Origin of the sequence: Hyphomonas jannaschiana VP2 (assembly GCF_000685215.1) — a bacterium.
In the GTDB taxonomy this organism is placed as follows: domain Bacteria; phylum Pseudomonadota; class Alphaproteobacteria; order Caulobacterales; family Hyphomonadaceae; genus Hyphomonas; species Hyphomonas jannaschiana.
This window is the reverse complement of record NZ_ARYJ01000002.1, coordinates 78,712-101,465: the sequence shown is the minus strand read 5'-3', so window position 1 is coordinate 101,465 and position 22,754 is coordinate 78,712. Positions and strand designations below refer to the sequence as shown.

Sequence of the window (22,754 nt, the reverse complement as noted above, 5' to 3'; positions counted from 1 at the left end):
CAGCCCCGGCAGTCAGGCCGTCGGAATCACTTGCTTCAGAGGTTCAATATAGCCAGCCGGGACCGCACACCCCCTGCAATACTGTTGATCAGCGCCTCAGGAATAGTGTTTCCGGCAAGTTCACCCAGCGTGTCCAACGCAGGTGGGATCGCCGCGTTCAGTTCGGCCTGGACCATGTCTAATGTGCCTTTGGGCAAGCCGGCAGCAGCCGCTGTCTGCTCGAAATGCCTACGGGCGATCTGGTTGACCTGGTAGCGGTTGTTGTCACCCACCGACATGGCCAGCTTGAACCGGTTCTGGCCTATCCGCCGATCATCCACGACAAGCTGCACGGTCAGGACATCGTAGAGTTTCGTCATCCAGAAACCGCCGCCGGGCTGGAGTGCGATCGAGAAATTCTTCGCATGTCCGTCCGTCGCTCCCAGCAGCCAGTATATGACTTGCGCCTTGAAGAAGGCATACCGGTCTTCATTGGCCCGGTCGCTCTCCTTCAGACGTTCCAGAATTTGCAGCATGCCCGGGCCATCTTCCTTCTGGTATTTGCGCGTCGACGGTACGGACAAGGCCTGGCAGAAATCCTCCTGCGGCAGGCGCAGCAACCTGCCATCTCCGGTCCACATCCGGTCAAACCGCGTCACGCTCAAAGCCATCTGGTCTTCGAATGTGACGATTTCTGCCTCCGCCACATCGAGGCCGAGCAAGGCGCAGAGTCTCAGGCAAGCATATTCATTCTGTACACTGTCCGTCAGGTCGATGCCGTTCTGGACAACCCCGATTGCCGGTTTCAGGATATGCGTTGTTGCCGTCGTACCGATGGGACGATGCCAGACACCGTCCTTTTTCAACAAGGCGGTCTTGTCCTGGGCGCCGGCAATGGAAATCCGGAAATCGCCATTGTCCGGATCAAGCCCCAGAGGATTGATCCGCAATTGCCGGATGAGGCCCGCAATCTCTGCCTCATTCATTGCAGTTCCGTTCACCTCGCCAGCCGTGCCGGGTACATCTTCGGGCGGCAGGAATTGCAGCGCGCCGACACAGTCTCGCCCCGTCACGGCCAATAGGGAAAAAGCGTCCGTCCCATCGGCGCCCAGCCGTTCGGCAACATTTCGCCGGACCCGTTCGGCGTCCGGTAGCAGGTTTTCAAAGACATTGATAACCTGCGCGCCGCGGTACACCTGTGTCGACATCGGCATCGAGATCGACACGGGCATCGCGCCCGGCCAGCCTAGCCAGTCCGGATCATAGCGAAAGGACACCGCCCCGGTGCCCGCTTTTTCGAGCCGTCCGACAAGCCGCGCATTGAGATAGACGTTCAGCCGCTGCGTCCGGGGCCGGCGTGCCATTAGAAGAGATCTCCAAAGTCTGCCTTGCTGCCACGCTTTGCAACAACGAGCTCGAGCCCCAGGGCCGTCAACGCATCAAAGAAAACCGCCATTCGGGTCGCAGGCTCTCCGGATTCCAGCTTGGAGACCGTGGCTTGGCGCACACGCATCCGTTCGGCAAGCTCAGCCTGCGACAAGCCAGCCGCCAGGCGCGCCTTTCGTACCAATTCCCCCGCCATGCGCGGGCTCCGGACAAGATCAGACAATGCACCAACTCCTTATACGCATTCGCGCATGAACTCAATATATACGCAAACTCGTATAATTCAAGTTAATACGCTTTCCCGTATAATAGCGGGTCTGATCGGTTCATCGTTTCTCACCGGACCGTACAGCCCGCAATCTCGGCAAATGCCTGCTGATGCGAGTCAGGCGGCTTCGGCTCTGCCATCACGGCAGGAAATCAGCGTTTCAGCTGCCGCGTTCAGAACCAAAGCTTCGTCTTGAGGAGGGATCGCCGAAATCTCGATCCGGCCCTCATGAAGGCGGATGTTCAGAGCGGGAAAGGCCTGCCTCAGCCGGATAGCCGCATCATGGGCGGCCCGGCTCTGTTCGAAACCGAATGGGAACCAGACAGACATGGGCTGTCCTCCAATCAGGAATACTCCGAATTCGATGGGAAGGAATCTCCGATTCGGGCCGGGCAGCAAGTTCCGGCATTACAAGCGGGTCTGAGAGCCCGGCTCTCCCCCTGACGCCTCGAAGGCTCATCGCACGGCGGGTGTGGGCGGACGGCACGTCTGGCCGGGCGCGCCGCACGCGCAAGGCGACGGAGATCAATCGTATTTTGCGTCTAAAGGTCTCCTACCTTCCCGCCTTGCGCATGCCGCTTGTCCGCCCGGCCTGCCGGCCTTTTCCGCCGCCCACCCCCGCCTGTCGCGGGAAGGACGCGGCTGAAGAAGGAGACCCGACATGCCCTGCAACACCGCAACCCCTCCACCCCTTGGAACAGCTACCGCACCCCCATCTGAAGATGCCCCCCGCATCTATGTGGCCTGCCTTGCGGCCTACAATAATGGCTGCCTGCATGGGCGCTGGATCGACGCCACCACACCTGACGAAATCATGGGCCAGGTACGCGCCATGCTGGCGGCATCGCCGCTGCCCGGCGCAGAGGAATGGGCGATCCACGATTATGAGGGCTTCGAAGGCGCGAGCCTGTCGGAATACGCCTCGTTCGAGACCGTGTGCGCATTGGCGGACTTCATCTCCGAACACGGACGCCTCGGGGCGAAAGTCCACCGCCACTACGACGACGACCTAGAGCAGGCCCGCGCTGCCTTCGATGACTATGCGGGCGAATACCGCTCGATCGCAGAATTTGCCGAAGAACTGACCCGCGAGTGCGGCACCGAAATCCCGGCCTCCCTCCAATACTACATTGATTGGGACGCGATGGGCCGGGATATGGCGCTGAACGGCGACATCTTCACCGTCGAGACCGGATTCGATCAGGTCCACATCTTCTGGTCGCGGTGATCGTCATGGCCAGATACCAGACCAGACCGCGCGAAGATGGCCGTGGCCAGTATCGCTGGGCACATGTCGTGAAGACCCCGGCAGGGTTCGCGCAGGGCAGCATCTATCGGCAGGCAGGTGACGAACTTGATGACAGCGAGGCGCTCAAGCTGCGTGGCATCTGCGATCAGAATGGCTTCGAGCTTCGGAGGGTGTCATGAGCTTTTCCGAACGCTTTGCCACCTTCGTCTGTGCAGGTGACACGATCACCTGCGAAGTGGACGGGTTCACAATCATGGCAGCCATTGTCCAGGACGATTGTCCGGATGCCCCCGACCAGCGCAACGATGGATTCTGGCCGTCGCTCTATAAGGACGCCCCCGGATTTATTGGCCCCGGAAACGGATTCCGGGAGCGCTTCGCCAAGGCGCAGGCCGAGGCCGAAGCTGTCATGGAAGGATGGCGAAAGGGCGACTGGTTCTATTGCGGGATTGTGCTCTCCGTCACACTCGAAGGCGTCACGCTGGACTCTCACGCCGCCAGCCTCTGGGGCGTCGAAGCGAACTATCCGGGATCGGATAATGCCTACCTGACTGAAGTGGCAGACGAACTTCTGCCGGAGGCCTTGGACACCGCCCGCGCCGTGCTGGCGCGCCTCCGTGCAGCCCCGGCGGGTGAGGCGCAGACATGAGCCGCGCCCTTACCGAAGCCGAGCGGGTTCTGGGTCCGCGACCTCAGATGACGCTAGTCGTCGAAGACGCGCGCATCGTCGAAATCTGGGTCGCAGGCCGCGCGCCGCGCATCCGCGTCCGCGACTATGACTGGGGCCGGACTGACCCGGTCCCGGCCTTCGACCGGGACGGCTTTCCCTATTGCGACATTCACTGGAGCGGCCCGGCATGGGCGCTGGGCCTCTCCCTTTACCCGCCAGAAAAGGAGACCCCGATGGCACAGCCCGAACTCACCCACATTCCGCTCGACCAGCTGAACGTTTCCAAACTCAACATGCGGCACGGGCGCAAGAAGCCGGACGTGTCCGACATCCTGCCGTCGATCCGCGAAAAGGGCATCCGCCAGACGCTCCTCGTCCGCCGCGAAGGCGAAGGCTACGGCGTCATCGCAGGCCGCCGCCGTTACTTTGCGCTGCTCGAACTCGCCAAGGAAACCGGCACCAATCCGCTCGTCCCGTGCGCCGTGATGAGCGAGGAGGATGCGGCCTCCGCTATCGAGGCGTCCATCATCGAGAATGTCGCCCGGCTGCCTGCGACGGAAATGGAACAATATGTGGCGTTCAGGAAGCTCGCAGACGAAGGCAAAGCCCCGGAAGACATCGCAACTTTCTTCGGCGTGACAGAGCTTCTTGTGCGCCGCGTCCTCGCCCTTGCGGGCCTCGCCGCGCCGATCCGCAAGCTCTATGCCGACGATGAAATCGACCGGGAAACAATCCGCGCGCTGACGCTTGCGACACCAGCCCAACAGGCCGAGTGGCTGAAACTCTGGGAGAGTGAAACTGAACGGGCGCCGTTCGGGCGGGCCTGCAAGGCATGGGTGACAGGCGGCACCGCGATCACCACCGACAAGGCCCTGTTTGACCTTGACCAGTACACTGGCGCGGTGACGGCGGACCTCTTCGGAGAGCGCGCTGTCTTTGCGGACGCTGAGGCTTTCTGGGCCGCTCAGGCAGCGGAAGTTTCCGCCCGGATCGAGCAATACCTGGCCCGCGGCTGGGCCGATGTCATCGGTCTCGAGCGGGGGGCCTACTTCCAGCGCTGGGAATACGTCCAGACCACGAAGAAGAAGGGTGGAAAGGTCTATGTGGAGCAGCGCCATGACGGGACGGTGACGTTCCATGAAGGCTGGCTGAAGGCTTCGGAAGCGCGACGGACGAAGCGCCAGACAGAGGACGGAGATGCGCCCACACCTGCCGACATCAAGCCCGAAATGTCCGGCCCGATGGCAGAATATGTCGGCCTTCACCGGCACGGCGCAGCCGCCGCCAGCCTGATTGGCGCGCCCGCCATTGCGCTCCGCCTGATGGTGGCCCACGCGACAACGGGGTCGTCGCTCTGGAACGTTCGCCCGCATGTATGCGGGGCGCGCAAGAACGAGACGCATGAGAGTGTGGCGACCTCTGTTGCACGGGCTGAAATCGCGGCGGCCTCTGAACAGGTCGAGACGCTGTTCACCGCGCTCGGAACCATGGCGCCGCGCGCCAATGGCGATGCCTATTCGCTCTGCGAAACCTTCTCCGCTCTGCTCGCCATGTCGGACGAAGAAGTCATGCAGGTCCTTGCGCTCACGATGGCCGAAACACTCGAAGCGGGAGGGCCAGTGGTCGAAGCCGTGCTGCATGTCTGCGGCACCAACCTTGGCAGATACTGGTCGCCGGACGATGCCTTCTTCGAGCTGCTCCGCGACAAGCGGGCGATCCATGCGATGGTCGCGAACATTGCGTCTCCGAGCGTAGCGGAGAGCGTCGTCAAGGAGACCGGCAAGGTGCAGAAGGCGCTGATCCGGAACCGGATCGAGGGTGTGGATTGCACTGCCAATCCCGGCTGGCGTCCCGGCTGGATGCAGGTGCCACCGACACGCCTAGTCGAGGGCGCAGGCTGCGCGACTGTCGAAGCGTGGGAACGGATTGCGGGCGTGTTCAAGGGTGAGGATGAAGACATGTCCCAGCCCGAAGCGGAGCCTTGCGAAGACGCCGCTGCCTGAAGTTTGTCTCCACCTCTCAGGCAATGTGCGAGCCGTCCGGTGCCTGGCATCGGGCGGCTTTTCGCATTCGAGTTTAGCAATGCAAACAGCAGTGCAATTGCGGTTCGTCATGGCGAAAATGCCTCCCGAAAAATCGCCCGTCTCAAGGTCTCGTGAGGCATATCAGAGCGCATGCGGGAGTGGGTTACTCCCTTCCATTGGCAGCGGTCTTCGGCCCCCTTGTTCCCGTCTCTTGCCGTATGACCTGGACGCGCCGACCCGGCCTTGAAACCGGACGAACGAAGAATTTTCCTCTGCGTGTTCCACGCATTCACCGCGAAGCAAAATTCCCCGCCCGTCCGGTGCTCCACTGCGTTGCGCCCCGCCTCGCGTCTCGCCCGAAAAGTGGTCCCCACTTTTCGGATAAGTGAGCGCGCAAGAGAGCGGGTTCAGGCCCGTGTCAGCCCGTCCTCACGGTCCGGCGTCGACGGGGACAAGGGGTCCCCGGAGACAGAGCCAAAGGAACGAAAAGGAGAACCCCAATGGCAAACGCACTCGGATATGTCAGCGAGACCAAGGCCGGCTTCGAAGGCACCCTCGCAATGATGAACCTCAATGCGGCCATCCGCATCGAGAAGAATGGCGAGAAAGCCTCTGAAGGCCAACCGGACTACCGCATCTTCGCCGGAGACACCTCGACCGAAATCGGCGGCGGCTGGATGCGCAAGGCGAAGTCTTCGGGACGCGAATATGTCTCGCTGACCCTCGCGGACCCGCAAATCGGTCCCCGCCGGATCTATGCGAACCTTGCCCCGGTCAAGGGCAAGAAAGGCCGCCACGTGATCCTCTGGAACCCCAGGGACTAGGTTCCGGCATCACATCCCATCGAAGCCGCTCCGGAGAACTCCTCCGGGGTGGCTTATCCCTGTTTGAAGTTCTCAAAACACCAGGAAGTATGGACCCGCTGCCATGGGCAGCGGGACATCGAAAATCTTGGTTACCTGCAGAGTGACTTCGGGTTCACAGCGACTTCGACCCTGCCAATTAATATCTGCCTCTGCTTCCCTCCGGATGTACCGGGAGCAAAGCAATGAGCGAACCGAATACTCCGCAGAGCCCGTTCCTGACGACACAGGAAGCCGCCGAATATCTTCGTATATCCACGCGCACGATGGAGAACTGGCGCTGGTCGAATGATGGTCCGGAATACCGCAAGCATGGCGGAACCGTCGTCTATCACCTGGACGATCTCAACGCGTTTTCGACGGTCTGGAACAAGTCGCGGAAGCCTCGCCATGGATCATAACCGGGTCAATTCCAAACGTACGAACCGAGGGTTTCGGCAAGTGTACTGGTGCACGCTTTCAGTCCTCGGATTGGTACTGATTGCGTTTCCTGCAACAGGGCTCCTACCATCCATTTTGCTCTATAATCCGAGCGAAAGCGCACCGCAGGGGTGGTATCGGATCGAGGCCCTTGAACACGTTTCGCGCGGTGATCAGGTTGTCTCGAACCTGCCCCAGGAAGCAGCAGAGTTTGCATCGCAGCGGCGCTACTTGCCGCTTGGAATCCCCGTCATCAAGACGGTTGCCGCGCTCGAAGGCGATATAGTCTGTAATACCGGCGGTGTCCTGGCGATTAATGACGCGCCAATCGTCCGCATGCACGCTGCAGACAAGACAGGACGACCGCTCCCTTCGCCCTGGCGGACTTGCCGGCGCCTCCTTCCTGACGAAGTCCTGCTCCTGTCGAACCGAACGCAGGACTCCTTCGATGGGCGGTATTTTGGTGCCGTACGGAAGACCGACATCATCGGCCGGGCTGTCTGGATGGGCTCCGCAGACCAAGCGCGATCAGGGGGAATGAGAGGGCAAGTAGGGGGCAGAACGGAATGCAAGATAAAAGCTCATGGAGCCAATGAGGGGTCATCGCCTTGTCTGCACATCGATTTTTATGGCTCTATCCCTGAAAACATAGCTCCGTCGACTGAGCGAATGTTCAATGAAAACTACAGAATCGGGTGGCTCCATTCAGGAGAACTGGCCTGTTTCCCGCCGGAGCAGCCGGAATGAGCACGCCGCCGGACAATCCGTTCACGCCCAGACCTGGCAGGATTCGGTCCGCCGGATCAGGGGGACGTGTGAAGACTTATCTCACGCGGATGACGAAAGCCCTGTCCTCCGCCGGCGGCATTCGCCGCACTGCCCTGCCCGCTCGGCCACGTCCTGCCCCGCGTGGCGGACAGAGGCGCGTCATCGTCAAGGCGCGGATTGTGCGCATGTCGGCATCCAGCGCGGCAGCGCTCGCCGCGCATATCGGATACATCCGCCGGGACGCCGCGCTTGAAGAAAAGGATCGCGGCAAGCTCTTCGACGCCATGAGCGAAGATGCCAACGTCTTCGATCTCACCAAGTCCATTGCCGATGACCGGCATCATTTCCGGTTCATCGTTTCGCCGGAGGACGGCGCGGAAATGGCAGACCTCAAGCCCTTTGTCCGCGATCTCGTTTCGCAGATGGAAACTGACCTCGGCACACGGCTGGAATGGGTCGGCGCAGTCCACCATGACACGGGTCGGCCGCATGCTCACTTGGTCATCCGGGGACGCCGTGACGATGGTTCTGATCTTATCATGCCGCGGGCGTACATTTCGCATGGGATCCGCGAGCGTGCGGAGGATTTGGTCACGCTGGAACTTGGTCCGGAAACCCGGCTTGAACAGGAGCGAAAGCTGGGTGCCGAAGTCGCGGCTGAACGCGTGACCCGGATCGACCATTTCATCGCACGGCAGATCAATCTTGAGGGGGAGTTCCTGTTGAAAGACAGTCCCTCGCATTATCGCACCTTGCATGCCGCCCGGCTCAGGACACTGGAACGGCTCGGGCTTGCCCAGAAACTCGGCGCCGGACGTTGGCAGATGCGGGAGAGTTTCCGGAACGTCCTGCGTGACCTGTCCGAGCGCCATGACATCATCAAAACGATGAACCGCGCCCTCGCCGGACGAGGAGACCGGCGGCTGGATGCGGATGCGATCTTCGACAAATCCGATTCGGATGGGCGGAGTGTGACCGGCGCCGTGCTGCAGACAGGCCTCACGGGCGAAGCACATGACCGGGCCTACGCCATCATCGACAGTCTGGAAGGCCGCGCTGTCTTTGTCGAACTCGGCGTTGCTGGCGAGGTCGAGGAGTTGAAGCGCGGAGCGATCGTCACCGTGTCACCGCCGAACCTCGAGCCGAAACCTTCAGACATCACGATCGACCGGATCGCACGCGCGAATGGCGGGACCTATTCCGCGAGCCTGCATCAGGCGAATGATCCTCGATCGGCACCGGAATTTGTCGCGGCGCATGTGAGAAGGCTGGAAGCCTTGCGGCGCGCTGGTCATGTGGAGCGGACGGCTGAGGCGGACTGGAAAATCCCACCGGACTATCTGGATCGCGCGAAGGACTACGAACGGGTGCAAGCACGGTTCAGGTCGGCGCAATTGCTCGTGCGATCTGAGCTTGGGCTGAAGGATCAGGAAGCAGCGCTGGGCGTTACCTGGCTGGACGAGGCGCCTCTTCCATCCGGTGTGCCGCTTGGGTTCGGCCGGGAGGTTGCTGAGGCGCAGGTGAAACGGCGCGCGTTTCTGGCGAGTTTGGGAATGAGGATGGACTCAGGCACAGGGCTATCTGCGGCACAGAAATCTGAGCTGTTGAAGCGCGACCTGGCCCAGGCAGGACGGTCTCTGAGTGACGAGATTGGAAAGCCCTTTTCACCAGCACCGGATCGGGGCCATGTGGACGGTACCTACCGCGAGCCGGTCTCGCGTGTGAGCGGGAAGTTTGCGGTCATTGAACGGCAGAGGGATTTTACGATTGTACCCTGGCGACAGGTGCTGGAACAGAGGCGCGGGATGGCAGTGTCCGGCGTCGTGCGCGGGGGAAGGATTTCGTGGGCGTTGGGGCGCGGGATTGGGACGCCTGAATGATCCCGGAAGCACACGAAGGCTGCCATGCCGGGAACTCAGCAAAGCAACCGCCCGACCGCATCATAATACAGCCCTCCCCAAAAAGCGGTCGCCTGTTCATACTGCGGAACGCAATCAAGGGCGCGTCCTGGCATAGATTGTTTGAGTACTAACCAATAAAAAAGCAGATCAACAACGCCGCTTGTTGCGCTGGGATAGTTTGGCATCAATGTTACTTCGCCGGTGCTTCTACCCGGCGAAGTACCAACCGGCCTGCGGTGTTGAGCCCCTTATCACTTACACGGTCAGTCCAGTATCTACCGTTGAGCGTTTTCCCGTCATCACTAAGTGTAAGCTCCGCCGAGCCGAGATGCGACTCCCTATCCGTGGGAGCTATGTCCAGGCCCTCATCAAACTGGCGATAGATATAGCGCAGCCTTGGCGACCCGGTTTCTGTGCGATCCAATTTTGCGTTGAGTGTTTCACTTCGACGGGTCGTGCCGTCCATGCACATCGTCATCTTGAAGTCCAGAAATCCGGACTCGATGATGGCCGTTACCTCAATTGGTGGGTCCCAATCGAACTGTCCCAGATCGTCATTCAATGGGTCGAACGGTCCAGACTGCTCGCCTCTGGAAATAGCGAGCATTTTTCTGACAAGGGGCCAGTTGGATCTTATCTCTCCGCGCCACTCGCCATCCAAAACTGGAAAAACGTACTTCTCGGCTCTGATCAACCGATAGAGTCCATGGAACCATTTCTTATTGTACAGAGGCAGAAGAAGTAGAGTGACTATCAGCGTGATGACACCGGCCTTCATTACAAGCCCGAAGGGTCCCTTCACCCAGCCCGTCAGCAGCACAAGCGCGCAGACTATGACCGACAGGCTGGCGATCAGCCGGACCGAAGTTTCGAATTTCAGGACCGACAGCATGCCGTTCACTCCGTCTGGAAGTTCATGACTTGTTCTGTAGCCCGACTCGATGTAGAGGGAAAGCGAGGGAGGTATGTGCAGACAATTTATGAAGGGCCACGGCCATGACCGAACTGCTAAACCTCCATGCCTTGCTGGGTGATTCTTCCGGATATCTTGACGCCTTGCGTGTGCCTGATGCAGACGAGCGGGCCCTTTCTTTGGCGCGGGAGAAAATACGCTCCACCTTGCGCGACGCATTCCGGCAACCTTCGAATTTCGTGGCAAAACGCGCTCTCTTTGAAGATCGCGCGCCAGTCGATACCGAAAGTGCCAAGCTGAGAGCTCCGAAGTTCCGGCTTCAGGGCAGTTTCCAATACGGCACCGCAAACGACTGCCAGATCACCCCGCCGCAGGAAATCGATCAGGATGACGGCGTTTTCCTGCCCATCAGTTTCTTTCGAACCCAGTTTGGAGACCGGCCCGTCATTGCGTCAGAGGCCTATTTCCTACTTGTCGAAAAAGCCCTCCAGCCGCTTGTCGAGCGCGAAGGCTGGAGCCTGGATACGAGCAAGGACACCTGTGTTCGCATCAGACTATCAAAGCGCCTGCATATGGACCTGCCGCTGTATGTGATCCAGGATAGCGCGTTTACGCATCTGGCCAAGGCCGATGCCCAAGCAAGATTCCTCGACGAAGCAAGCCTGCGCCATGAGACTGAATTGGCCGAGGCCGTTTATCGAGGTCTATCCGAGGATCAGATCTTGCTGGCTCACCGCAAGAAGCGCTGGATGTCTTCTGATCCGCGTACCCTGGAAAACTGGTTTGCAAATGCAATTGGCGTGCACGGATCAATCCTGCGCCGGCTCTCCCGCGCGTACAAAGGCATGCGCGACGCGCATGAAATGGACGACGAGCTCGGCTCCATCTGCATCATGGTGGGTGCGGTTGAGGCGTATGGGAATATTGGCAAGCCGCCGCAGGGACGTGAAGATATCGCCCTCCGCGATGTCGCCCGGGAAATGTCCCACCTGTTTCAGAACCCGGTCTACAATCCGGCGTTCCCGGGTGATGATGAACACTGCCTATGCATCGACTGGGATGCCGATACGCGGCAGCGGATTTGCACCCTATTCGCAGAGGCGGCCGATCACCTCGACTATGCGACGACGGGAACCACAGACAAAAGCATGGCATTGCACCGCGCCCGGCTCGCGTTCGGAGACCGTGTTCCCGATGACGTTTCACTGATCAAGCAGGTCGGTCAAGCCGCGCTCATCCGCAGCCAGGAGCCGAGACGTCAGCCGGCTCCCCTGGCACCGCGCACGCGTTCAGGATGAGCGCCGAAACGGCGCGGCAGGATCTTGTCAATTGCTTGAGGCGCGCTGGTTTCGTCGCCCGCCCCACCCCGTCTCATATCGATTTTACCGGCACCCTGAAAGTTCGTGGCCAGATTTTGGACGCTGTTTTGCGCTTCGACAATGCCGACTTTACCGAAGCGCCCCAACTCCTTCTGCCCAATCCGTCCCTGCTCGGACGATTTGTCGTTCCCCATCTCGACGAGAAAGGTGAATTGTGCGTTTTCGATCGGCGCCGATACCTGTTTGATCCCTACCGCGCGGCGGCATGCTGTCTCGGCATCCTGCAGAAGGCCGCCACTGATCTTGAAAAGAATTGCGGCGAGGCGGCCGAAGCCGAAATTGCCCGGGAGCTGCCGCAGCATTTCGGCGGCAAAACCGTCTCCACGTCGTTCGGCACGCATGAAGGTCCGCTCTCGGTGATTACCGATCGTACGCGCGTGGACACAAGACTCGAACCGCTGTCGGGAAAACCTGCACGCGCAGGCGCTTTCGCAATGTCTTCCTCGTCTGAGCTGAGTTTTACCTCGGACCAGGATCGCCCTTCAACGCTCGGGGAGTTTCTGGACTGGGTGGACTATTGGGACCCCGGACTGGCTGCAAGAATCCTGACCCAGCTCTCAAAAAGCGTGACTGGGAAACTCGATCTGATCGGCATGGTCTGCGCAGCGAATGGACAGGTCGGGTTCCAAATACAACCGGAAGCCCTGCCCCCGGCCCAAAAGCAGGTTTACGCGCAAATGTCCTGGGGCAAGCTCGCCGCCCTGCAGCAGATTCGCGGTTGGCCAATTAAGCGGCTCCAGGGACGACGGAGCGACCTCGCTTATATCCTGTCGCGGAATGGAGGCGACATGGGCCCCCTGAGTGGGCGAAACGTGCTGCTTGTTGGATGCGGCGCGATCGGCGGATATGTAGCATTGTCGCTGTCCCAGCTTGGGGCTGGCGCCGGCATTGGCAGCCTGACGCTTGTCGATCCAGACATACTGCGCGCAACCAATACGTCACGGCACATTCTCGGTGCCAATGAAGTCGGCCGCTGGAAGGCTGACAGCATAAAGAAGCATATTGATGAGCATCTGCCAGGCCTCAACACCGTTGCAGTTTCGCGGGCTGTGGAGACGCTTGAGGATCACATCCTGTCTTATGACCTGATTGTGGATGCGACGGGTGAACATCATGTGGGCGAATGGCTGAACCGCCATGCCCTGAAGCAAGGCGATGGAAGCCAGCCAAAGCTGTTTCATGCCTGGATCGAAGGTCAGGGTGCTGCGGTACGCTCCTTTTTGAACGCGGCACCAGGATTGGGTTGCTTCCGGTGCCTCCAAACAGACCTTGAATCCGGCAAGAGCCGCTACTGGGTCCTGAAACCAGAAGCCGTGGTCGAAACGGTCCAGCCTTGCGGGGACGATGCTTTTATACCCTACGGTCCCTCCGCCCCTATGGCTGCGGCAGCCCTCCTGAGCGCCCATGTTACGGACTGGGCATCAGGAAAGCCCGTCAAGCACCTGCTGACCCAACAGCTTGATTTTGAGGTGACCCGTCAGGTGAAGCCCGCGACGCCGACCAGGCTTGAGACCTGTCCAGCATGCGGGAATGCCCCTTGACGGAGTCGCGCGTGTTGGTTCAGCGGGCCATCCTTGAACGGATTGAACAAGAGCGCCGCACCGCCCACCCGCTTGAAACGGGCGGCTTTCTGGAAGGATACAGGCGCGGACGCGACATTGAGATTACGGGCTTGACGGTGGCCAGCTCGCATGATCGCGCATCGCCGGTCAGTTTTGAACGCTGCTCTCTCCATCACCAGCAGCATCTGCTGGCTTCTTGGCGCCGGTCATCTGGCCTGATTTCACTGGTCGGCGACTGGCATTCGCATCCAGCAGGCCAGGGCGCCCCCTCCTGGACCGACAGGCGGGCATGGGCACGGCTAATCCGCTCGATGCATGGTGACGGGGTCGCCCTTATTGCAACCGCGCAAGGCGTTCGTATCTTTTTCCTCACTGCCCTCGTAAAACATAAGATGGCTTCAGAACTCCTTCCAATTGAAGAAACCGAACATGATTGCGTTTTTGCAAGGAGCTGATGTGTCCGGTTTCACGGGATCTCCATCTAGTATTTGTCTTGGGAAATCCGGCTTACTGAAGACTGGCGTGCTCGAAGGCTCGAACCTTTTTTTCGTCTTCTTTTTCGCCCATGGCAGACGTCAGGTGCCAAAGGTCATATGACGCCTATCGGCGACGTTCTGCCTTTCAGAAACCTCCCTGCCAATGTCCGCTTCCGGGATCTTATTGACCCTACGGAATTTTCCCGGAACTTCACCTGCGCCTCCCCTTTCTTCCTGATGCTTCAGAACACTCCACAGATTCCCCCCAATTCCCTCTCTGGAGACTGAGGGGTTGATTGGTCAGGTTCAGTGTCATGAAACATGGCACGAACCTCTTCTGGCAGATCATCCTCGTCTTGCTTGTCGTCCTGGTGGCGCTCTGGTGCGCGACGGAATGGACGGCCTGGTCGCTTGGCTGGTCGCCGCGCCTTGGCGAGCCGCTCTTCGTCATCCTGGACATGCCGGTCTATGTGCCGTGGGCCTTCTTCGGCTGGTGGTATTCATACGATGCCTATGCGCCGGATGTGTTCGACCGGGGCGGGCTGATTGCCGGCTCTGGCGGCGTTGCCGCTATCGTGATCGCGGTGACGGGATCGATCCTCCGGGCACGGTGGGACAAGCGGGTCTCGACCTTTGGTTCGGCGCGGTGGGCGGAAGGCAAGGATCTGCGCAAGTCCGGCCTATTGAAGCCCACCGGAGTGTTCCTTGGCCAGGCACATGGCTCCTATCTCCGCCATGACGGCCCCGATCATGTCATGGCCTTTGCGCCGACGCGCTCGGGCAAAGGTGTGGGGCTTGTCGTCCCAACCCTACTCTCCTGGCCGCATTCGGTGCTCGTGCATGACATCAAGGGCGAGAACTGGCAGCTGACTTCCGGTTGGCGTTCAGAATTCTCGCACTGCCTGCGGTTCGATCCGACTGACATTGCGTCGGCTCATTTCAATCCCCTGATGGAGGTCCGGCGGGGACATTGCGAAGTGCGCGATGTCCAGAACATTGCTGACATTCTCGTGGATCCGCAGGGCAAGCTGGGCGATCTCGGGCACTGGGTCGACAAGGCGAACTCGCTGCTGGTCGGGGTCATCCTGCACGTCCTCTATGCCGAACGGGAGAAGACGCTGGCGCGGGTGGCGAGTTTCCTGGCCGATCCGGACCGGACGTTCCGCACGACGCTGTCAATCATGCTCCGCACCAATCATCTCGGCACGGGCGAGGCACCGAAGGTTCACCCCGTGGTCGCCGAGACGGCCCGCGAACTGATGAACCAGTCGGAGAATGAACTTTCCGGCGTGCTGTCGACTGCGCTGCGCTTCCTGTCGCTCTATCGAGATCCAGTGATTGCAGAAGTGACCTCGCGCAGCGATTTCCGGATCGAGGATTTGGTGTCGGGCGATCGACCGCTCTCGCTCTATCTGGTCGTACCGCCGTCGGACCTCTCGCGCACGAAACCTCTTATGCGCCTCATCCTGAACCAGGTCGGAAGGCGGCTGACGGAACACCTTGATGCTCGTCCATCTGTGTTGGCGCGCGGTAGGTCGCTGGCGCTGAACATCCTCGGAGCTTGCGGACTGCTGGCGCCGCAGCTGTCTTCTGCTGAACCGAAGACCCGGCGCCGTGTCCTGTTCATGTTGGATGAGTTCCCTGCCCTTGGCCGGCTCGACTTCTTCGAGAGCGCCCTCGCTTATATGGCCGGCTATGGGCTGAAAGCCTTCCTGATCGCGCAGTCCCTCAACCAGATCGAAAAGGCCTACGGCCCTTCCAACGCGATCCTCGACAATTGTCATGTGCGGGTGGCGTTCGCAACCAATGACGAGCGGACGGCCAAGCGGATATCCGATGCGCTCGGGACCAAGACCGAACAGCGGGCGATGAAGAACTATGCCGGCCACAGGCTCGCACCCTGGCTCTCGCACAAGATGGTGTCCCGTCAGGAAACCGCCCGCCAGCTCCTGACGCCCGGCGAAGTGATGCAGCTACCCGCGGATCAGGAACTTGTCCTCGTTGCAGGCTCTCCGCCCGTGCGCGCAATGAAGCTGCGCTACTATGAAGACCGGAACTTCACCGAACGGCTGAAAGCTGCACCCGACTTTGCGACCTGCATTCCAGACGCCCGGGCGGATGATTGGGGCACGGAAATCCGGTCGATCCATGAAGGCCTGATGCAGGCTTTGGAGATCGAGCCCGATGGCGAGGGCCTCGGTCCCCAGAAGGCGCGGGATGCCGCGAGGGATCGTGCGCAGGTCTCCGCGCCCACCAGGACAGGCAGGTCTCGAGCTGCGTCGCACGGCGCTCCTCAGCCCAGCCTCTTCGAGGCGCTCGTGCAGGCTGACAGCCTCGAACAGGCAACCGGCATTGACCTGACGGGGAATGGCCAATGAAACCCCGTATCCAGCCCTATATCTCGCCCGAGACCCATCACCGGCTCCAGGCCATGGCGAAACGCCCGGGCCTCTCCGAAAGCGCGATCGTCGACCGGGCGCTGGTGGCATATTTCTCCGGCGAGGCAGACAATCAGCGCGAGGCTGCCATCAATCGCCGGCTCGACCGGCTGACGCGGCAGTTCGGACGGATCGAACGGGACAATCTCGTGCTTGCCGAAACGCTCGCGACCTTCGTGCATTATTTCCTGACGGTGACGCCGCCGGTGCCGGCGAACCAGGTGGAAGCGGCGCGCGCCAAGGGCGATCTCCGATTCGATCTATTCGTACGTCAGGTCGCCGAGGCGCTCCGGTCAGGGCAGCGCATTCTCCAGAACGCGGTCGAGGATGTGACGGCCGAAGCGACGAGCTTCGAAAGCGATCCCGAGCATTTGAGCGGGGAGCGGGCCGATGCGTGACGCCGCAAGCCTTGGGCGGACCCGCGCCATGCTGGTGACGGCGCTCGGGAACGAGATTGTCGCGGCGCTGGATGATCCGTCCGTGGTCGAGATCATGATCAATCCCGATGGAAAGCTCTGGGTCGAACGGCACGGCAGCGGGCGCGTTGAACTTGGTTTGGTTTCTCCCGCCGACACCGAGCGCGTCATCCGCCTGGTTGCCAGCCATATGGGACGGCGCGCGGATGCGGCCTCTCCCATCGTGTCGGCTGAACTGCCGATGGGTGGAGAACGGTTCGAAGGTGTGTTGCCGCCGGTATCGCCGGGACCGTGTTTCTCGATCCGCAAGCCTGCAGGCCGGGTTATCGCTTTGGATGACTATGTCACCTCTGGCGTCATGGCAGCTCATCATGCCGAGGCCCTGCGGCGCGCCGTATTGGACCGCGAGAACATCCTCGTCGTGGGAGGCACGGGCTCCGGCAAGACGACACTTGCCAATGCGCTCCTTGCGGAAATCGCCCGGACGGGCGACCGGCTCGTCATTCTTGAAGATACACGCGAGCTTGTCTCGGCAGCTGAGGATTCCGTGCAGCTGCGCACACAGCCGGGATCGGTCTCGCTTGCCGACCTTGTCCGCTCGACGCTGCGTCTCCGCCCCGACCGGATCATCATCGGCGAAGTGCGGGGCGCAGAAGCGCTCGACATGCTGAAGGCCTGGAATACCGGACATCCGGGCGGGATCGCCACCCTGCATGCAAACTCTGCCCTGGGCGGTCTCTCCCGGCTCGAACAGCTGATCGGCGAGACCTCCGCCCAGGTGCCGCACGACCTGATCGCCGAGACGATCGACTGCGTCGTCTACATCTCGCGGAGCGCCGGCCGGCACCGCGTCGAGACGGTCGCGCGCATGAATGGCCTCGGACGGGGCGGCTACGACCTCATGCCCGTCCAGCCGGACCTGCAGCTCGTCCTGCCGAGCCTGCCTTTTTCTGAACCGCTTCTCTCAACCGCACCTGAAAGGACACCAACCCAATGAACAGAGACATGATCAAGGGCATCAGCCTGAGTTTGCTAGTCGCGGCAATTGCCTTCCCCGCCCATGCGGCCGGGTCCGGCATGCCCTGGGAAGCCCCGCTGCAATCGATCCTCGAATCCATCGAGGGCCCGGTCGCCAAGATCCTTGCGACCATCGTCATCATCCTGACCGGCCTTGGCCTCGCCTTCGGCGAGAGCGGCGGCGGCATGCGGAAGCTCCTGCAGATCGTGTTCGGCCTGTCGATCGCCTTTGCTGCGACCTCATTCTTCCTCTCCTTCTTCTCCTTCGGCGGCGGGGCAACGCTCTGATGGCTGAGGCAACGCCCCTCCCGCCCGGCTACAGCGTGCCGGTGCATCGTTCGCTGACGGCGCCGATCCTGCTCGCCGGTGCGCCAAGGCTTGCGACCATTACAAACGGCACGCTGGCAGGCGCGCTCGGGCTGGGCCTCCAGCTCTGGGTCGTGGGGCTCGTTTTCTGGATCGTCGCGCAGGGGATCTGCGTCTTCGCTGCAAGGCGCGATCCGCAATTCACAGACGTGCTGATCCGGCACATCCGCCAGAAGGCGTATTACGCATGCTGAACCTTCGTGAATACCGCGCCCGCCCGGCCTCGCTTGCAGACCATCTCAAATGGGCCTGCCTGATCGCACCCGGCATTGTCCTCAACAAGGAAGGCAGCCTGCAGCGCACGATTGCGTATCGGGGGCCAGATCTTGAAAGTTCGACGGCAGAGGAACTGGTCGCCGTCACCGCGCGGATGAACAATCTCCTTCGCCGGTTCGGCTCCGGATGGGCGCTGCATATCGAAGCCGACCGCAGGCCGTCCGTCATCTATCCCGAAAGTTCGTGGCGCGATCCGGCTGCCTGGCTGGTCGACGAGGAACGCCGCGCAGCCTTCGAGGAAGCTGGACGGCATTTCGAGACCGATTGCTACCTCACCCTCACCTGGATGCCGCCCGCCGACCGGACCGCAAGGATCGAACAGCTCTTCATCGAGGATCCGGCCGACGCCCCGGCGGCCTTCTGGAGCGAGCACCTCGCTTATTTTGAAACCGAGACGTCCCGGGCCCGCGACATGATGGCGGACCTGATGCCGGAGGCGCGGTTCCTCTCTGACGATGAGACCCTCACCTATCTCCATGCCTGTATTTCGACAGCGCGGCAGGAGGTGCGGGCGCCGTCCATACCGATGTGTCTCGATGCGCTCCTGGTCGACACACCGCTGACCGGTGGCCTCTCACCCCGCCTTGGTGACGAGACACTGAAGGTCCTGACGATCAACGGGTTCCCGTCGTCGGGCGAGCCGGGACTCCTGTCAGAACTCGACCAGCTCGGCTTCGCCTCTCGCTGGGTGACGCGCTTCCTGCCGCTCGACAAGGGGCAAGCCGAGCAGACGCTGAACGCATATGTCCGCAACTGGTTTGCCAAGCGCCGGTCCCTCACCTCCTACCTGCGAGAAATCCTCACCAATGAGCCGGCAACCCTGCTCAACACAGATGCAGACAACCAGGCCGCCGATGCGGACGAGGCCTTACAAGCGCTCGGTGCCGGCCATGTCGCATTCGGATATTGCACGACGGCGATTGTGGTCCGGCATGAGGATGCCGGCATCGCCGAAGACCAGATCCGCGCCGTCGAACGCGTGATCCGCGGGCGCGGGTTCACCTGCGTTACTGAAAGCGTGAACGCCATCGAGGCCTGGCTCGGCACGCTACCGGGCGAAGCCTATGCCAATGTCCGCCAGCCGCTGCTGAACACGATCAATCTTGCCCATATGGCGCCGCTCTCTTCGCTCTGGGCAGGACCCGAGCGCAATACGCATCTGGATGGCCCGCCGCTCCTCATGGCCCGCTCGGCGAGTTCGACGCCGTTCCGGCTCGTCACGCATCAGGGCGATGTCGGCCACATGATGGTCGTGGGGCCGACCGGGGCCGGAAAGTCGGTTTTGCTGTCGCTCCTGGCGCTGCAGTTCCGCCGCTATGATCAGGCGCAGGTCTTCATTTTCGACAAGGGCGCTTCGGCGCGCTGCGCGACGCTCGCGCTGGGCGGCATCTGGTATGAGCTTGGGCTCGACGGCGATCTTGCGTTCCAGCCCTTGAGGGATGTCGACAGCGAAGGCGGGCTCGCTGCGGCGCAGGCCTGGGTACAGGGACTGATCGAGCAGGAAGGTGTCGCGGTGACGCCGGAGGTGAAGCAGGCCGTCTGGACAGCGCTGCAGAGCCTTGGCGCGGCACCGGTCGCGCAGCGCACGCTGACGGGTCTCGCGGCACTCCTCCAGATACCGGACCTTCGGCAGGCACTGGAGCCTTATACGCTTGCCGGGCCCTATGGCGCCCTGCTCGATGCCGATGAGGATACTCTCGAAACCGCCGACATGCTCTGTTTCGAGATGGACGCGCTGATGCAGGACAAGCGGCTCGCCGCGCCGGTGCTGGCGCACCTGTTCGCGAAACTGGAAGCCCGGTTCGATGGAAGGCCGACAATGCTCATCCTCGACGAGGCCTGGCTGTTTCTCGATCATCCGATGTTTGCCGGGCGCCTGCGCGACTGGCTTAAGACACTCCGCAAGAAGAATGTGTCCGTCGTGTTCGCAACGCAGAGCCTGTCGGACATTGCGGCAAGTACCATTGCGCCCAGCCTCATTGAAAGCGCACCGACCCGCATTTTCCTTGCCAATGCGCGGGCCGAGGAGCCTTCGCAGCGCGCAGCGTATGAAGGGTTCGGGCTCAATACCCGACAGGTCGAACTGATCGCGCGGGCCACGCCGAAACGGGACTATTATGTTCAGACGCCGGACGGCAACCGGCTATTCGATCTCGACCTTGGTCCGGTTGCGCTCGCCTTCTGTGCTGCCGGGTCGAAGGCCGACCAGAAACTGATTTCCGAAATACTTGCTTCAGTCGGTCCGGAGGGCTTTGCGCCGGCCTGGCTTGCAGCCCGCAGGCTTCACTGGGCCGCAGACCTCATCGGAACCGAAGGAGAGATGCCATGCGCCGCCGAATGATTGCCCTTCTGCTGGGGTCTGTTTCTACATTTGGACTGGCCGCACCTCCAGCCAATGCCCTGCTCGGCGTCGGCGACGTCGTGCTCGACCCGACCAATCTCGTCCAGAACATCCTGACGGCCACGCATACGCTCGAGCAGATCAACAACCAGATCCAGCAGCTCCAGCATGAAGCACAGATGCTGGTGAACCAGGCCGAGGATCTGAAGCGCCTCGATTATGCCTCGATCGAGCATCTGAAACGCCTGCTGGAACGGATCGACACGCTGATGCGGGAAGCGGGCGAGGTCACTTACGAAGTCGAACAATCCGAGCGCCAGTACCGCGACGCCTTCCCTGACACCTATGAAGACCTCTCCAATGAGGAAATCGTCGCCGAAGCCGCCGACCAGTGGCGGATCAGCCGCGACGCATTCCGCGCCTCGATCCAGGTCCAGTCGGGGATTGTGACCTCGATTGCGGACGCACGAGAAACCTTGACCGACCTTGTCGGCGAAAGCCAGTCGGCGACCGGGAACCTGTCAGTAGCGCAGGCCGGCAACCAGCTCGTCGCCCTCTCGGTCGAGCAACAGATGCAGATGCAGCAGCTGATGGCGGCGCAATACCGAATGGTGACGCTTGAGGCGTCCCGCCGGGCGGCCATCGAGGAGCAGGCCCGCATCCGTCACAAGCGCTTTGTCGGCGACGGCGTCGCCTATTCGAGGGACTAGAGCAATGGAAGACCTCGGCGTCATCGACCAATTTGTCGCAACCTTCTCCGCTTATATCGACAGCGGGTTCGGCCTGCTGCAGCCGGATGTCGCCTTCCTGACCTCCGCGCTCATTGCCATCGACATCACGCTGGCGGGTCTTTTCTGGGCCATGGGTCCGGACACGGACATTGTCGGCCGGTTCCTCAAGAAAGTGCTCTATGTCGGCGCGTTCGCGCTGATCCTCGGCAATTTCGCGCTCCTGTCGGACATTGTGTTCACGAGCTTTGCGCAGCTTGGCCTCAATGCGACCGGCGGCACGATCACGGCCGAGGACATCATGAAGCCGGGCTTCGTCGCGGCGACCGGGTTCGACGCCGCCCTGCCCCTGCTCGACGAGATCGAGAAGCTCACCGGCCCCATCGCCTTCTTCGAGAATTTCGTGATCATCGCGGTCCTGTTCCTTGCCTGGATCATCACGCTGCTGGCGTTCTTCTTCCTCGCGATCCAGCTCTTCGTCACCATCATCGAGTTCAAGCTGACGACGCTCGCCGGCTTCGTGCTGATTCCGTTCGCGCTCTGGAACAAGACCTCGTTCCTCGCCGAGAAAGTCCTCGGCAATGTCATCGCCTCCGGCATCAAGCTCATGGTGCTGGCGATCATTGTCGGCATCGGCTCGACCATCTTTTCCTCCATCACCTCCACGTTCCAGCCTGACGAGGTGACACTCGAACAGGCTGCTTCCGTTATCCTCGGATCTCTTTCGCTGCTGGCGCTTGGCCTGTTCGGGCCTGGCATCGCGACAGGGCTTGTTTCCGGTGCGCCGCAGCTGGGCGCCGGGGCTGCCATCGGCACGGCCGCCGGTGTGACCGCAGGCACCGTCGCGGGTGGCAGTCTTGCGAAATCGGCCGTTGGCGCCGCGGCCGGCGGGGCGCGCAGCGCCGTCGGTGCGGCGGCGTCCATGACGGGCGGCGCCCGCACGGCCTACCAGATGAATGCGGCCGCTTCTGGCAAGACTGGCACCGGTGCTGCTGCGGCGGGCATGAGCGGAGTCGCAGGCGCAGGCGTCCGCGCGGCGGCGTCCGGTGCACGGAACCTCGCCGGGCGCATGTTTGGCAATCCCCGGGATAGCCATCAGGCCGGCGCGCAAGCTGCTTTCGCCGCAACCGGCGGCACAGGTCCTGCGGGTCCCCCGCCTCCCCGCGGACCGGACTCGTCCCCGGACTGGGCCCGGCGCATCAAGCGGGACCAGCATGTGCGCGACGCCGGCATGATGGCCGCCTCCGCCGTGCGCGACAGTGACCGGCCGGGTGGCGGCACATCGATCGAACTCAGGAAAGACGAGGACTAAGC

General features: G+C 61.6%; 23 protein-coding genes. 19 read left to right on the top strand and 4 right to left on the bottom strand.

Features of this window, described 5'->3' with window-relative positions; genetic code table 11:
* Positions 1-35 precede the first annotated feature (35 nt).
* The 3 genes from HJA_RS03320 to HJA_RS03310 form a co-directional block, all read right to left on the bottom strand.
* Positions 36-1,343 (bottom strand): type II toxin-antitoxin system HipA family toxin, encoded by a 1,308-nt coding sequence (locus HJA_RS03320; RefSeq protein WP_035578244.1) that lies wholly within the window; start codon positions 1,341-1,343, stop codon positions 36-38.
* Entirely contained in the window at positions 1,343-1,588 is a 246-nt protein-coding gene (locus HJA_RS03315; protein ID WP_155839849.1) for a helix-turn-helix domain-containing protein, read from the bottom strand. The genes HJA_RS03320 and HJA_RS03315 overlap by 1 nt, the downstream gene beginning before the upstream one ends.
* A 162-nt stretch (positions 1,589-1,750) precedes the next feature.
* Positions 1,751-1,963: a hypothetical protein gene (locus HJA_RS03310; protein ID WP_035578239.1), complete on the bottom strand. Its 213-nt coding sequence runs from the start codon at positions 1,961-1,963 to the stop codon at positions 1,751-1,753.
* A 331-nt stretch (positions 1,964-2,294) separates the two neighbouring features.
* Here HJA_RS03310 and HJA_RS03305 point away from each other — a divergent pair, with 331 nt between their 5' ends.
* From HJA_RS03305 to HJA_RS03270, 8 genes are all read left to right on the top strand, one after another.
* On the top strand, positions 2,295-2,861 hold the full coding sequence (locus tag HJA_RS03305) for an antirestriction protein ArdA (protein ID WP_081814493.1): 567 nt from the start codon (positions 2,295-2,297) through the stop codon (positions 2,859-2,861).
* A gap of 5 nt (positions 2,862-2,866) precedes the next feature.
* Complete coding sequence (locus tag HJA_RS03300) at positions 2,867-3,061, top strand: hypothetical protein (protein WP_035578831.1); 195 nt, start codon at positions 2,867-2,869, stop codon at positions 3,059-3,061.
* Positions 3,058-3,531, top strand: coding sequence for a hypothetical protein (locus tag HJA_RS03295; RefSeq protein ID WP_035578236.1), 474 nt, complete (start codon positions 3,058-3,060; stop codon positions 3,529-3,531). Before HJA_RS03300 ends, HJA_RS03295 begins: the two co-directional genes overlap by 4 nt.
* On the top strand, positions 3,528-5,555 hold the full coding sequence (locus HJA_RS03290; protein WP_051597308.1) for a ParB/RepB/Spo0J family partition protein: 2,028 nt from the start codon (positions 3,528-3,530) through the stop codon (positions 5,553-5,555). Before HJA_RS03295 ends, HJA_RS03290 begins: the two co-directional genes overlap by 4 nt.
* Before the next feature lie 521 nt (positions 5,556-6,076).
* Entirely contained in the window at positions 6,077-6,400 is a 324-nt protein-coding gene (locus HJA_RS03285) for a DUF736 domain-containing protein (protein ID WP_035578234.1), read from the top strand.
* A gap of 224 nt (positions 6,401-6,624) precedes the next feature.
* Complete coding sequence (locus HJA_RS03280) at positions 6,625-6,840, top strand: helix-turn-helix domain-containing protein (RefSeq protein WP_035578231.1); 216 nt, start codon at positions 6,625-6,627, stop codon at positions 6,838-6,840.
* Complete coding sequence (locus HJA_RS18830) at positions 6,752-7,606, top strand: S26 family signal peptidase (RefSeq protein WP_422119961.1); 855 nt, start codon at positions 6,752-6,754, stop codon at positions 7,604-7,606. Before HJA_RS03280 ends, HJA_RS18830 begins: the two co-directional genes overlap by 89 nt.
* Before the next feature lie 68 nt (positions 7,607-7,674).
* Entirely contained in the window at positions 7,675-9,507 is a 1,833-nt protein-coding gene (locus HJA_RS03270) for a DUF3363 domain-containing protein (protein ID WP_162177020.1), read from the top strand.
* Positions 9,508-9,718: 211 nt separating this feature from the next.
* Here the strand turns inward: HJA_RS03270 and HJA_RS03265 are convergent, their stop codons facing one another.
* Positions 9,719-10,420 (bottom strand): hypothetical protein, encoded by a 702-nt coding sequence (locus tag HJA_RS03265; RefSeq protein ID WP_035578218.1) that lies wholly within the window; start codon positions 10,418-10,420, stop codon positions 9,719-9,721.
* A gap of 104 nt (positions 10,421-10,524) precedes the next feature.
* Here HJA_RS03265 and HJA_RS03260 point away from each other — a divergent pair, with 104 nt between their 5' ends.
* The 11 genes from HJA_RS03260 (at position 10,525) to trbL (ending at position 22,752) form a co-directional block, all read left to right on the top strand.
* Positions 10,525-11,739 (top strand): CBASS cGAMP synthase, encoded by a 1,215-nt coding sequence (locus tag HJA_RS03260; protein WP_051597305.1) that lies wholly within the window; start codon positions 10,525-10,527, stop codon positions 11,737-11,739.
* Entirely contained in the window at positions 11,736-13,361 is a 1,626-nt protein-coding gene (locus HJA_RS03255; RefSeq protein ID WP_035578216.1) for a HesA/MoeB/ThiF family protein, read from the top strand. Before HJA_RS03260 ends, HJA_RS03255 begins: the two co-directional genes overlap by 4 nt.
* Complete coding sequence (locus HJA_RS17785) at positions 13,358-13,837, top strand: Mov34/MPN/PAD-1 family protein (protein ID WP_162177019.1); 480 nt, start codon at positions 13,358-13,360, stop codon at positions 13,835-13,837. The genes HJA_RS03255 and HJA_RS17785 overlap by 4 nt, the downstream gene beginning before the upstream one ends.
* A 335-nt stretch (positions 13,838-14,172) precedes the next feature.
* Complete coding sequence (gene traG, locus HJA_RS03245; RefSeq protein ID WP_051597303.1) at positions 14,173-16,236, top strand: IncP-type conjugal transfer protein TraG; 2,064 nt, start codon at positions 14,173-14,175, stop codon at positions 16,234-16,236.
* On the top strand, positions 16,233-16,694 hold the full coding sequence (locus tag HJA_RS03240) for a hypothetical protein (protein ID WP_051597302.1): 462 nt from the start codon (positions 16,233-16,235) through the stop codon (positions 16,692-16,694). Before traG ends, HJA_RS03240 begins: the two co-directional genes overlap by 4 nt.
* Entirely contained in the window at positions 16,687-17,709 is a 1,023-nt protein-coding gene (gene trbB, locus HJA_RS03235; RefSeq protein ID WP_051597301.1) for a P-type conjugative transfer ATPase TrbB, read from the top strand. Before HJA_RS03240 ends, trbB begins: the two co-directional genes overlap by 8 nt.
* Positions 17,706-18,017 carry a TrbC/VirB2 family type IV secretion system protein gene (locus tag HJA_RS03230; RefSeq protein WP_035578215.1) on the top strand — a complete coding sequence of 104 codons (312 nt, stop codon included), beginning with the start codon at positions 17,706-17,708 and terminating at the stop codon, positions 18,015-18,017. The genes trbB and HJA_RS03230 overlap by 4 nt, the downstream gene beginning before the upstream one ends.
* Positions 18,017-18,289 carry a VirB3 family type IV secretion system protein gene (locus HJA_RS03225; protein ID WP_035578214.1) on the top strand — a complete coding sequence of 91 codons (273 nt, stop codon included), beginning with the start codon at positions 18,017-18,019 and terminating at the stop codon, positions 18,287-18,289. Before HJA_RS03230 ends, HJA_RS03225 begins: the two co-directional genes overlap by 1 nt.
* Positions 18,283-20,712 carry a conjugal transfer protein TrbE gene (trbE, locus tag HJA_RS03220; RefSeq protein WP_035578213.1) on the top strand — a complete coding sequence of 810 codons (2,430 nt, stop codon included), beginning with the start codon at positions 18,283-18,285 and terminating at the stop codon, positions 20,710-20,712. The genes HJA_RS03225 and trbE overlap by 7 nt, the downstream gene beginning before the upstream one ends.
* Positions 20,697-21,422, top strand: a complete 726-nt coding sequence (gene trbJ / locus HJA_RS03215; protein ID WP_035578212.1) for a P-type conjugative transfer protein TrbJ — start codon at positions 20,697-20,699, stop codon at positions 21,420-21,422. The genes trbE and trbJ overlap by 16 nt, the downstream gene beginning before the upstream one ends.
* Positions 21,423-21,426: 4 nt before the next feature.
* Positions 21,427-22,752 carry a P-type conjugative transfer protein TrbL gene (gene trbL / locus HJA_RS03210; RefSeq protein WP_035578211.1) on the top strand — a complete coding sequence of 442 codons (1,326 nt, stop codon included), beginning with the start codon at positions 21,427-21,429 and terminating at the stop codon, positions 22,750-22,752.
* Positions 22,753-22,754 lie beyond the last annotated feature (2 nt).

Coding starts and splice junctions, on each gene's coding strand:
- HJA_RS03320 (WP_035578244.1), bottom strand. CDS start 1,343: ATGGCACGCCGGCCCCGGACGCAGCGGCTGAACGTCTATCTCAATGCG.
- HJA_RS03310 (WP_035578239.1), bottom strand. CDS start 1,963: ATGTCTGTCTGGTTCCCATTCGGTTTCGAACAGAGCCGGGCCGCCCAT.
- HJA_RS03305 (WP_081814493.1), top strand. CDS start 2,295: ATGCCCTGCAACACCGCAACCCCTCCACCCCTTGGAACAGCTACCGCA.
- HJA_RS03300 (WP_035578831.1), top strand. CDS start 2,867: ATGGCCAGATACCAGACCAGACCGCGCGAAGATGGCCGTGGCCAGTAT.
- HJA_RS03295 (WP_035578236.1), top strand. CDS start 3,058: ATGAGCTTTTCCGAACGCTTTGCCACCTTCGTCTGTGCAGGTGACACG.
- HJA_RS03290 (WP_051597308.1), top strand. CDS start 3,528: ATGAGCCGCGCCCTTACCGAAGCCGAGCGGGTTCTGGGTCCGCGACCT.
- HJA_RS03285 (WP_035578234.1), top strand. CDS start 6,077: ATGGCAAACGCACTCGGATATGTCAGCGAGACCAAGGCCGGCTTCGAA.
- HJA_RS03280 (WP_035578231.1), top strand. CDS start 6,625: ATGAGCGAACCGAATACTCCGCAGAGCCCGTTCCTGACGACACAGGAA.
- HJA_RS18830 (WP_422119961.1), top strand. CDS start 6,752: ATGGCGGAACCGTCGTCTATCACCTGGACGATCTCAACGCGTTTTCGA.
- HJA_RS03265 (WP_035578218.1), bottom strand. CDS start 10,420: ATGCTGTCGGTCCTGAAATTCGAAACTTCGGTCCGGCTGATCGCCAGC.
- HJA_RS03260 (WP_051597305.1), top strand. CDS start 10,525: ATGACCGAACTGCTAAACCTCCATGCCTTGCTGGGTGATTCTTCCGGA.
- HJA_RS03255 (WP_035578216.1), top strand. CDS start 11,736: ATGAGCGCCGAAACGGCGCGGCAGGATCTTGTCAATTGCTTGAGGCGC.
- traG (WP_051597303.1), top strand. CDS start 14,173: ATGAAACATGGCACGAACCTCTTCTGGCAGATCATCCTCGTCTTGCTT.
- HJA_RS03240 (WP_051597302.1), top strand. CDS start 16,233: ATGAAACCCCGTATCCAGCCCTATATCTCGCCCGAGACCCATCACCGG.
- trbB (WP_051597301.1), top strand. CDS start 16,687: ATGCGTGACGCCGCAAGCCTTGGGCGGACCCGCGCCATGCTGGTGACG.
- HJA_RS03230 (WP_035578215.1), top strand. CDS start 17,706: ATGAACAGAGACATGATCAAGGGCATCAGCCTGAGTTTGCTAGTCGCG.
- HJA_RS03225 (WP_035578214.1), top strand. CDS start 18,017: ATGGCTGAGGCAACGCCCCTCCCGCCCGGCTACAGCGTGCCGGTGCAT.
- trbE (WP_035578213.1), top strand. CDS start 18,283: ATGCTGAACCTTCGTGAATACCGCGCCCGCCCGGCCTCGCTTGCAGAC.
- trbJ (WP_035578212.1), top strand. CDS start 20,697: ATGCGCCGCCGAATGATTGCCCTTCTGCTGGGGTCTGTTTCTACATTT.
- trbL (WP_035578211.1), top strand. CDS start 21,427: ATGGAAGACCTCGGCGTCATCGACCAATTTGTCGCAACCTTCTCCGCT.